At 48.3% G+C, this 4,021-nt stretch carries 2 protein-coding genes; both read right to left on the bottom strand.

The window, feature by feature from the left end; genetic code table 11:
* Positions 1 to 1,536: SpvB/TcaC N-terminal domain-containing protein (locus HOO90_RS00010; protein ID WP_292838207.1), on the bottom strand; the 1,536-nt coding region annotated here is incomplete at its 3' end.
* Between the two features lie 104 nt (positions 1,537 to 1,640).
* Positions 1,641 to 4,021, bottom strand: a 2,381-nt coding sequence (locus HOO90_RS00005) for an FG-GAP-like repeat-containing protein (RefSeq protein ID WP_292838205.1), incomplete at its 5' end; no start/stop codon positions are given.

The following is a 4,021-nucleotide window of genomic DNA, read 5'->3' as shown; positions in this document are numbered from 1 at the left end:
TCTTCTTTGTGGCACACCTGCATACCATCCCACAGGAGAGAGAAATAATTGAACAATGTCGGCTAATCCATCTCCATTAACATCCATTAACTGGGTGCCCATATTAGTACCAGAACCACCAGTTATGTAGGTATCAGGCAAACTATTAGTGTAACTATCACTTTTAATAAAACTACTTCCAGTGTTTAGATACACTCTTCTTTGTGGCACACCTGCATACCATCCCACAGGAGAGAGAAATAATTGAACAATGTCAACCAATCCATCTCCATTAATATCTATCATCTGAGTGCCCATATCTCCAGTACTTCCAGAGAAGTATGTGTCGGTTAAACTATTGGAATAACTATCACTCTTAACAAAGGTATTGCCATTATTTAAAAACACTCTTCTTTGTGGCACATTGCCATATGCCCCATTCAAAGAAAGGTATAGCTGAACAATGTCAACCAATCCATCTCCATTAATATCTATCATCTGAGTGCCCATATCTCCAGTACTTCCAGAGAAGTATGTGTCAGTTAAACTATTGGAATAACCATCACTTTTACTAACTCCTATTTGGCTATCGGTCTGCCACCCCAACCCTACCGCCTGCAAACAAGTAGGTGTGGTTGTGTTGCCATCACACTCCGTCAATGTTTTTAAGCGTGAGCGTTGCGTTGCAGTGCCTTGTTCATAGGTTAAGCGATAGTCTTTCACCAAGGTCGTGTTCATGTAGGTCTTGATGTTGGTCATGCGTTTAGTCGATTTCATCACCGAGCCTGCATGGTAACCTGTGCTTGGGTCCGGTCTGGCTTCGTAACTGAATTGCACAGAGGCATAGGGAGCAAGTGCTGGAGTGGCGCTTGCGTTACCAGTGTAGTCTACTCTGCTGACGTAGGCTTCTCCGTTCGGATTGTCTTCTACATAGGTAACTGTGATGTAGTTGCCTTTGGTGTCACTGATCTTGTTCACACCCCAACTGCGTACTACCGTTTTAGCTGCCGCTTCGATGCGTGAGTCTGCGGTGTTGCCGTATTCAATCACCTGCCCTGCTTTGGTCCAGACTTTGAAGTAGTCTGGGCCGTTGGCTACGGTGGTGGTGTAGCTTATTATCTTGGCGAAGTTGGCACTTTCAGTGCGATATTCTGTTGTGCCGAGACCGGCATAAGTACCGCCAGTGGAGATGAGGCGTTGGCCGTCTATGCAGATTTTGTCAGTGGCGTCGTAGTTGACGCCGCCAACTGCGCCGTCTTGGATAATGGTTTTAGGACAGCGGCTAATTTGTGAGAGTCCGTCTAAGCCCCAGCCCATGCCTAGAATGCCGTTACCACCATTGCTGTTGTAGTTGAGGCTGAGTGTGGGGGCCATGCCTGCTGTGCCAGGTGGGACTTGGATGGGGATGCTGTAGTTGGCACTGCCGTCTGAACCTATACTGAAGTTGCCGTTGGTGGTGAACGGGGTGGCGGCGTTAGCAGTCATGGTAAGTGTCATCAACATCAATGTCATCAACAGCGTTGATTGGGTGTTGTTTAATGTAGAGTGTCGTATCATTGCTTAGCCTTTTGTTTATCTTGTTTGTTGCTGTGTTTTACTTTTTCGTATTCTTAATGATTGCGTGTCACATGTTTGAGTGCGGTATTCGTCATCGTGATCCCCTATGGCACAGTTAGCGGTGCAGGTGGTGCTGGATTAGGAGTCGTACTGGTGACCGTGGAGCGTAATAGTCTGCCGAGTAGCCAGTTAGTGCTGTTGATGACACTGAAGTTAGCTGGGTTATTCAGGTAGACGTTGTTGGTGGTCTTCACATAGCCATCATTGCTGTTCACAACAATCTGTGTGGCGTTGCCAAAGTCGTCGTATTGATTGGTTGTGGTGGTGCTGTTAATGGGCGTAGTGCCACCTAGTTCAAAGCTTTGTTCTAGCGATTGACTGAGGTACGGGAATTGACTGGTGGCAGTGCCTGCGCTTAATAGCCTATTGGTATAGGTGAGTGCACTGGCGCCGATGACAGCATTACTTGAGGTGATGCGTTTCTCAGTCTGACAAGGTAAGCCTATATAGGGGTAGTCTTGTCTGAAGAAGGTGGTGCTGTTGGTGTCTGCTTCTACGGAGGTGACCTTTTGATAGCGGAAGCCTAGGGAGCCGCGACCGGTCATGTGGACTTTGGCACCGCCGTAGCTGTAGTTGTTGTTGAGTACACCGCCGTTGCCGTCTGAGACGGTGGCGGTAGAGACTACATACTGGGCGTCCTGGGTGTTGAGGATGGGGTAGCTGTTGCTTGTTCCATCAGTGCCTAGTGGTTGTGGGCAGGTGGTCGTGCCCACCTCGCCTGTTGTGCCTTTGACGTAAATACTGTTGTCAGTAATGGGCTTGTAGGTTAGGGATGTGGTGGTGCCTAGGCCGGGGGTTAGGGTGGTGAGGAGGTCAACTGGCACTGCTGAAGCGGTTGATACCTGAACACCACCGCTCGAGAATCCAACCACATCCGGCTTACCATCTCCATTCACATCAGCCATCATTCTTGGGTGATGCCCAACGGCCCAACCACCTGAAGTTACTCCGTAAGAATTGACCCACATCGCAGGCGCAGTAAATCCTGTACCAGTAGATAAAGATACTAAAACTCCTGCACTTGAAAAACCAATAACATCGGCCTTACCGTCTCCATTCACATCAGCCATCATGCGTGGGTGATAAGACTCCGACCAGCCGCCTGATGTTTCACCATAAGCATTGACCCACATCGCAGGCGTGGTAAATCCTGTAGCAGTAGATAAAGATACTAAAACTCCCGCACCTGAAAAACCGACAACATCATCCTTACCATCTCCATTCACATCAGCCATCATTCTTGGGTGATGCCCAACGGCCCAACCACCTGAAGTTACTCCGTAAGAATTGACCCACATCGCAGGCGCAGTAAATCCTGTACCAGTAGATAAAGATACTAAAACTCCTGCACTTGAAAAACCAATAACATCGGCCTTACCGTCTCCATTCACATCAGCCATCATGCGTGGGTGATAAGACTCCGACCAGCCGCCTGATGTTTCACCATAAGCATTGACCCACATCGCAGGCGTGGTAAATCCTGTAGCAGTAGATAAAGATACTAAAACTCCCGCACCTGAAAAACCGACAACATCATCCTTACCATCTCCATTCACATCAGCCATCATTCTTGGGTGATGCCCAACGGCCCAACCACCTGAAGTTACTCCGTAAGAATTGACCCATAACAAAGGGGTTGAAAAACCAGCTAAAGAATCCGTTACAGACATATTTACCGCCTGCAAACAAGCAGGCGTAGCTGTATTCCCATCACACTCCGTCAATGTTTTTAAGCGTGAGCGTTGCGTTGCAGTGCCTTGTTCATAGGTTAAGCGGTAGTCTTTCACCAAGGTTGTGTTCATGTAGGTCTTGATGTTGGTCATGCGTTTGGTCGATTTCATCACCGAACCTGCATGGTATCCTGTACTTGGGTCAGGTCTGGTCTCATAGGTGAACTGTACGTTTGCGTATGGAGTGAGCGCTGGACTTGAAGTAGCGTTGCCTGTGTAGTCAATTCTACTGACGTAGGCTTCTCCGTTAGGATTGTCTTCGGTGTAGCTTACCGTGATGTAGTTGCCTTTGGTGTCACTGATCTTGTTGACGCCCCAGCTTCTTGCAGTTGCGATGCCGGCTGCTTCAATGCGTGAATCTGTGGTGTTGCCATATTCAATAACTTGTCCTGCTTTGGTCCAGACTTTGAAGTAGGCCGGTCCATTTCCTGCGCTTCCGTATGAGATGATCTTGGCAAAGTTAGCTTGTTCTGTTCGGTATTCGGTGAGGTTGGCGCCATAAGCTGCAGTAGTGGTGTAGATTTTGGTGGTGGCGTTATATGTATCGGTGGTGGCTATGAGGCGTTGGCCATCTATGCAGAATCTGTCGGTGTTAGTGAAGTTTACGCCATTGATAACGCCGTCTTGAATGAGCGTGGTAGGACATCTGGTAATTTGAGAGAGTCCGTCTATGCCCCAGCCCATGCCGAGTAGTC

The sequence above is a fragment of the Methylotenera sp. genome, assembly GCF_013141425.1.
Taxonomy (GTDB): domain Bacteria; phylum Pseudomonadota; class Gammaproteobacteria; order Burkholderiales; family Methylophilaceae; genus Methylotenera.
Note: the sequence above shows the minus strand (reverse complement) of the source record. Positions and strands in the feature narration are given on the sequence as shown.